The 6,113-nt window shown below is 43.7% G+C and carries 7 protein-coding genes; 5 read left to right on the top strand and 2 right to left on the bottom strand.

Translation table 11 applies throughout. The features are described from left to right. On the top strand, window positions 1-1,443 hold a 1,443-nt coding region (locus NTX75_01340; GenBank protein MCX5814873.1), incomplete at its 5' end, for a sigma-70 family RNA polymerase sigma factor. A 257-nt stretch (window positions 1,444-1,700) separates the two neighbouring features. Further along, the gene (locus tag NTX75_01335) at window positions 1,701-1,868 is read left to right on the top strand and encodes a dodecin domain-containing protein (GenBank protein MCX5814872.1); all 168 of its coding nucleotides are present in this window, start codon (window positions 1,701-1,703) and stop codon (window positions 1,866-1,868) included. A gap of 437 nt (window positions 1,869-2,305) precedes the next feature. Here NTX75_01335 and NTX75_01330 read toward each other — a convergent pair whose 3' ends face one another. Both NTX75_01330 and NTX75_01325 read right to left on the bottom strand, forming a co-directional pair. Then, window positions 2,306-3,145, bottom strand: a complete 840-nt coding sequence (locus NTX75_01330; protein MCX5814871.1) for a tyrosine-type recombinase/integrase — start codon at window positions 3,143-3,145, stop codon at window positions 2,306-2,308. A 413-nt stretch (window positions 3,146-3,558) separates the two neighbouring features. Beyond that, window positions 3,559-4,695 (bottom strand): ATP-binding protein, encoded by a 1,137-nt coding sequence (locus tag NTX75_01325; GenBank protein ID MCX5814870.1) that lies wholly within the window; start codon window positions 4,693-4,695, stop codon window positions 3,559-3,561. A gap of 414 nt (window positions 4,696-5,109) precedes the next feature. Between NTX75_01325 and NTX75_01320 the strand changes: the two genes are divergently transcribed. The 3 genes from NTX75_01320 (at window position 5,110) to NTX75_01310 (ending at window position 6,111) form a co-directional block, all read left to right on the top strand. Next, a complete protein-coding gene (locus NTX75_01320; protein ID MCX5814869.1) occupies window positions 5,110-5,391 on the top strand; it encodes a type II toxin-antitoxin system RelE/ParE family toxin in 282 nt (93 codons plus the stop codon). Window positions 5,392-5,403: 12 nt separating this feature from the next. Continuing rightward, window positions 5,404-5,730 carry a HigA family addiction module antitoxin gene (locus NTX75_01315; protein MCX5814868.1) on the top strand — a complete coding sequence of 109 codons (327 nt, stop codon included), beginning with the start codon at window positions 5,404-5,406 and terminating at the stop codon, window positions 5,728-5,730. Between the two features lie 120 nt (window positions 5,731-5,850). After that, window positions 5,851-6,111: a hypothetical protein gene (locus tag NTX75_01310; GenBank protein ID MCX5814867.1), complete on the top strand. Its 261-nt coding sequence runs from the start codon at window positions 5,851-5,853 to the stop codon at window positions 6,109-6,111. Window positions 6,112-6,113 lie beyond the last annotated feature (2 nt).

Below are 6,113 nucleotides of genomic sequence, written 5' to 3'. Positions count from 1 at the left end.
GACGAAATCAACGATTTCCTCCCCCGGAACATCTTTTCTCCCGAAGATATTGAAGATGTATTCGAATTTCTTTCAGAATCTGATATCGACGTAGTTGAAACGATACAGGAGAAGGTTGAATCACGTGAGGAAGAGAGCACGGACTGGGGAGAAACCGAAAAGGTGCCTTCAGAAAGAACAGATAACATAATATGGGCCTATTTAAAGGACATCGGACATGTATCACTCCTCACATCTGATGAAGAGTACCAGATAGCAAAAAAGATAGAAGAAGGTGAAAAAAAGGCAAAGAACATCCTGTTTGAGTTGCCACAGGCAGTGAACGAGCTCCTGAAAATCGGTCAGCAGCTGAAGGAAGAGACCGTAAACATAGTAGATGTGATCAATAACATCGATGAAATGAACTACACGCAAAGAGATGAGGAGAAATATAAGAAGGAGACCATATCCTCCATCAATAGGATAAAAAGCCTCTGTGATAAAAAGGAAGAAATCAAAAGCAAACTGCCGGGAACGGATGAGCCACACAGGAAAGAACTTGAGAAAAGCCTGAAGACAATCGAGAACAAAACAGAAGAAGCCCTGCTTAACCTCAAACTCAACAAGAAGGTTCTCGTAGAGATTATCAGGAAGACCGCACAACAGATGAAGTTCATGGACGACGGCGAGGCAAAGATCTTAAAACAGAAATTGACGGAACTCAGCGAAATCGATAACGGACTGAAGATCGTCAGGAACAGGCTTGTTGAGGCAAACCTTAGGCTCGTCATCAATATTGCCAAGAAATACATGAACAGGGGGCTTTCCTTTCTTGACCTTATCCAGGAAGGGAACATAGGCATCATGAAGGCCGCTGAAAAATATGATTATCAGAAAGGCTACAAGTTCTCAACATACTCAACGTGGTGGGTCAGGCAGGGCATACAGAGGGCAATCGCAGATTACGCGCGGACCATCAGGGTACCGGTCCATATACTCGAAACCACGAATAAGATCAGCAAGGCGAGCATAGCCCTCTTCCAGGAACTGGGGAGAAAGCCTGACCTCGAAGAAATTTCTCTTAAAGCCGGCCTTCCCCTGGAGAAAGTCAGAAAGATCATGAAGGCTACCGCTGTGACTGTATCAACCGAAACCCTGATCGGAGATGATGACTCCACACTCGGTGATTTCATCGCTGACCCCGAAGCCCCTTCACCTTATATGGAGTTCGTGGATACCTCTCTTAAGGAAGAGATAAGCAAAGTATTGTCAACCCTCACCCTGAGAGAAGAGAAGGTTATCAGGATGAGGTTCGGCATCGGCGAGAAGACCGATTATACTCTGGAAGAAGTTGGTAATGTTTTTGGACTTACCCGTGAACGTATCCGTCAGATTGAGAACAAGGCCCTGAGAAAGCTGAAACACCCGTCAAGGCAAAAGAGACTGGAGAGTTTCCAGGAATAAACAAGCTGTGAACGATTAGCATAAAGGTAGATACAATCCTGAGTTTTATCAGGGTTGTATCTACCTTTATTTTTATATCTTGGTTACCATGAACAAAAGGAAACAGTTCTATAACTTTTTTTGTAAAGCAGGAGGGCACCCAGAGTTGATTGGCTCGCAAAAACATCGCGTGCTTCACCTTTATTCCACCTCGCAAAGTTGCTGCGGGCTTCATGCCATACTTGGCTATGAGTGCCTCTTATTTATTGTAATAGCACATGAAGTTATATGTGTCAAGCTCCTCTGTAGGATGCAAAATAAGCTTGACAAGCTCTGCATTGTACGCACCGGTGGTAAAACAGGATTTAACAATGGAAAACGGGAAAGTAACTGCGTACCGTGTAAGGCTCAATATTTCATTCAAATACCGCACAGACACAAAATAGCGTTTTATAGCGAGATTAAAAAGATTTGACAATTGAGGGGACGTGAAGTCCCCTCAATTATTTTAATACATTCCATCCATTCCGCTTGGGTCATAGCCACATTACCACGACCCGGCGATATCGTAGAGTATCAAACCTGAAAGTACAGCGGACTGCTATAACGCAATCGAGGTGGTCATGCAGTGGAGCCAGGCAGGATGCAGGGATGGATGGTTACTCCAAAAAAGACTGAATGCAGCGGATGATCATATACTATATTTACAAGAAGAAGGTATTGTGAAAGAGAGAGAAAACAGACAAAAGGAAAACAGTAATAAATAACTAATATTAAGAGAAAAAGCAGGTTTTGCTACGTATAGCATCTGGCAATCCTTACAGATGCTGGATGGTAGTCGGCGTGTAAAATAAAATGATTCCCCAAAGGTCAGTTAGATGCATTAATTACCGTGCAGCACATCCATCCATCTTATTGCTTCCGTATCGGTGATTTTCCCCAGGTACATCTGTGTGGTTTTAAGATCCTGATGCCTGAGAAGGACCTTTGATACCACTTCCAGAGGGATGCCGTTGCGACTGGCATAGGTGGCCGAATATCGACGCAGGTCGTGGGGCCGAATGTGGATTCCGATCTTTTTGCCAAGCTTTCTCACCATGGACAAGGCGGAGGAATAGCATATCGGGAAAATCCTGCCCTCCGGATCATGCTGACAGCTACGGACATATTCAGACAGCCTCTTTGCGATGGATTCCGTCATAAAGGCAACTTCCATATCCTTTCCGGATTTAGGTTGCCGAATAACCAGCTTTCGGTCAGTAATATCCGACGCTCTGAGATTCAAGACCTCGCCTATTCTCATGCCGCACCTCGCTTGAAGTTCCAAAATCAGCCTGTCCCTGATCTTCTTGCTCCGATAAATGATTTCATCAACACTTTCTCTGCTGAGGATATCCCTCTGTTTCATCCTTGGGCTTTTAAAGGCTTTGACCATGATCGAATCCTGGCAAGGATTCTTCATGGGATGTCTTTTTTCATTAATCAGGAAATTAAAGAATGCTTTTAACTGGGCATACCGCAATCTCCTGGTTGACTTGGCCGCATGTTCCGTTAAAGCCTCCAGAAACTGGTAGATGTGTTCAGGGGCGATCGCTTCCACGTGAATATCAGTAAAATGATCTTCGAGATGTTCAAGAAGGTAGCGGTAGCTGTCTGTGGTTCTCTTCCTATGGATATTTTTCTGTGATATTTTAAAAATGTGAATAGCGTCTCTTACTGTCATTGTCTATCTCCTTTTTTTATAGACCTTTGGGGAAACATAGATCATACAGGATTATCGAAGGCAGGCATTCGGTTTTTGTTATTGACTGAGATTCATCGAACGGCAACTTGAATGAAAATGCGGGTTTTCAAGTCGTATATAGATACCGTGCTTTTCTCAGCGATCACGATAGGGATGATCACGCTGAGATTTTTTATTTGCAATGGCGACAAGATTCGGGTACAAATCAGATGGAAGTAATGTCACGCGCGGAGTCCTTCCTGCTATACGTAATACCGCTTAGCGAGCCGCTATCTGCCACCCGGGCTACAGTATGACAATTAGGTCAAGAGGTTTGTCTGAAAATGTTTTGTGCAAACCATTAGGTTACATCAAGATGGTCCATTTTCACCAGAATCGTTGCCATACCTCGTTTACCTTTTGCTGCACCACTTGCCAAATACCGCATCTACCAATCGGTATATACCATCTTCTTTCTCTATAACGTCTTTGTCAACCAGCGATTTGAGGCTCTTTTGTACTCCGCCTGCATTAAGGCCATGTCTTGATAAATACTCGATTGCATATGGCTTTCCTGTGGGTTCTGCTGATAGCGCGCGGATCAGCTTTTTTTCTCCGAAATTCATCTCTACGAACGTTCCCTGGAAGATGGAGGACTCACTTTTAAGGAGCTCATTTTTTGCGGTATCAAACATCTCTTTTGTCGCCTTTTCCCCCGGTGTGATCATATTCCAAAGGATATGTGATAGTTTCTGCATATAATATGTATTACCGCTGACATATTCATACATGTCCTCAACTATTGTATCCGGGCACTCCTTGCCGGTTTCTCTAAAACAGTCGACAACGTAAGGTATGAATTCAGCATTCGGGATCTTACCCATAGCATATATAAAACCCATTCGATAAAATGCCCTCTTTGAATCTGTAAACATTGATTGTAGAATGCGGCGGCGGCTACCGACAAAGAAAAAAGATATGTTCTGCTGGTTCTGAATATATTCACGAAGAATGCCCTCAACGCGTTTGCTTTCCGGGAGCCCGGTAATTTCCTGGAACTCGTCAAAGATGATAAGGCATTTGCGGTCATTTTTATTAAGATATTTATTCAGGCCTATAAAAATATCATCAACAAGGTGGTTGAATGTTTCCGACTTATCATATTTTGCGGAGAGAGATATACCGTCAGGGCCTATATCTATTGATGGATATATTCTCGTAAACAGGTGCTTCACCTTATTTATAAATGATTTTTCCGTTATGTTCTCTCCTACCCCTCTCACAACTGCGTTAAAAAACTTTTCTGTTACATCTTTTTCGCTGATAACCGAGAGAAAATCAACATAGATAGTGAGATAGTCCTCTATCGCGATATTATTCATAACCCGTTTTACAAGTGAGGTTTTGCCGAGACGCCGTGAAGAGAACAGTACAACATTAACACAATTTCTTGCATGGGTCAGGAGGTCGTCGAGTTCCTTCTTCCTGTTACAAAACTTATTGTCTGTTAGCACGCTCCCCAAGTTAAACGGGTTGATTACATTCGACATATTAAGCTCTCCTTATGGTTTATTCTAACTGGATAATGCTACAAGGTATTATCGGGCATGTCAAGATATTTGGGGGCTGTGTTGATACAAGAGGAACTATAAAGAATTAGATGTCAATCAGTATTCAGACTTTAATAATATAATAAGTAGTTGATATTACATGATTATATTATTACTCATCGTATAGCCTTACGGTAAACTTTCTTTTATCGGTATTCAGCGCCTTGGGCCTGTTTTTTTTGCGAGTCTGACGTCGTCTTGCCGCACCGATTGGGTTATGATCAAATTCGGCAATCAATGAAAAAGAGGGCTTAGTGTTGTTTTCTTCTCTTTTGCTGCTACAACCCCGATTACGTTTTTCGCAAGATGTAGCATTATGCTTGACGTAACGCATAACTCAAATTATAATAAAAGATGATCATGAGCTTCAGAGACAAGCGGACCCGGGAGTTTGCCGCAGGAAACCGGATTAAAGCCTTTGAGGGCATCGAACATAAGGCGGAAATGAAGCTCGACCAGCTCGAATCGGCCATGTCGCTGCTTGACCTGGATCTGCCCGGTAATCATCTGGAGACACTCAGGGGAGACCGCAAGGGTCAGTACAGTATCCGTATCAATGACCAGTGGCGGATATGCTTTGAGTGGCTCAAGGGAACAAAGGGACCGACAAATGTTGAGATCGTTGACTATCATTAAGGAGATATAATTATGGGACGCACCGCTATACATCCCGGCGAACATCTCGCTGAACAGCTTGAAGAACTGCACATGAGCGCTGCGGAACTTGCCCGCCAGCTCAAGGTGCCCACAAACCGTATTACAGAAATCCTGAACGGACGACGCTCTGTAACGGGGGACACCGCCTTGCGCCTCGGTCATTTCTTCGGGACAAACCCAGAATTCTGGATGAACCTGCAAAAGCTCTACGAGATACGTCTCGCAGAGAGCAAATCCGGGAAAATGATCAGGGATCTGCCGACAATATCTAAGGCAATGAATGCACGCAGGAGCGATTCGCATCCTCGGCCGGTGTAAGACCGCCAGACGTATTTGCTATTTTCGGATTGCGGGGAGGGGAACTTAGCTGTTTTAGCGACAGAAAATAAAGCTATTTCCCCAGAGACTCAACAGATTTGATAGAAAACAGGACATAATATGCCATCCAGAAAAAACACATGGAATAAAATCTCTACCAATGTTGTTATGCGCCTGGGAATGTTTTGCCATTGCCTGGTGCTCTCGTCTGTCATCCTCTTCGTCGGGTTCATAGGATTTTTTGCCCCGAAGTTTGCGTATAAGATCCTCCAGAAGGCAATGAATGAGCTCGGAAGGCTGAAGACGCATAATCACGCAAAAGATCAGCAGGACCAGAAAGCAGAACAAGCGGTCAGGAAAAGAAGAAAAACAAAGCACTGAAT

This window comes from Pseudomonadota bacterium, from assembly GCA_026388315.1.
Taxonomy (GTDB): Bacteria; Desulfobacterota; Syntrophorhabdia; order Syntrophorhabdales; family Syntrophorhabdaceae; genus MWEV01.
The sequence above is the reverse complement of the archived record's forward strand: the minus strand, read 5'-3'. Positions and strand labels throughout refer to the sequence as shown.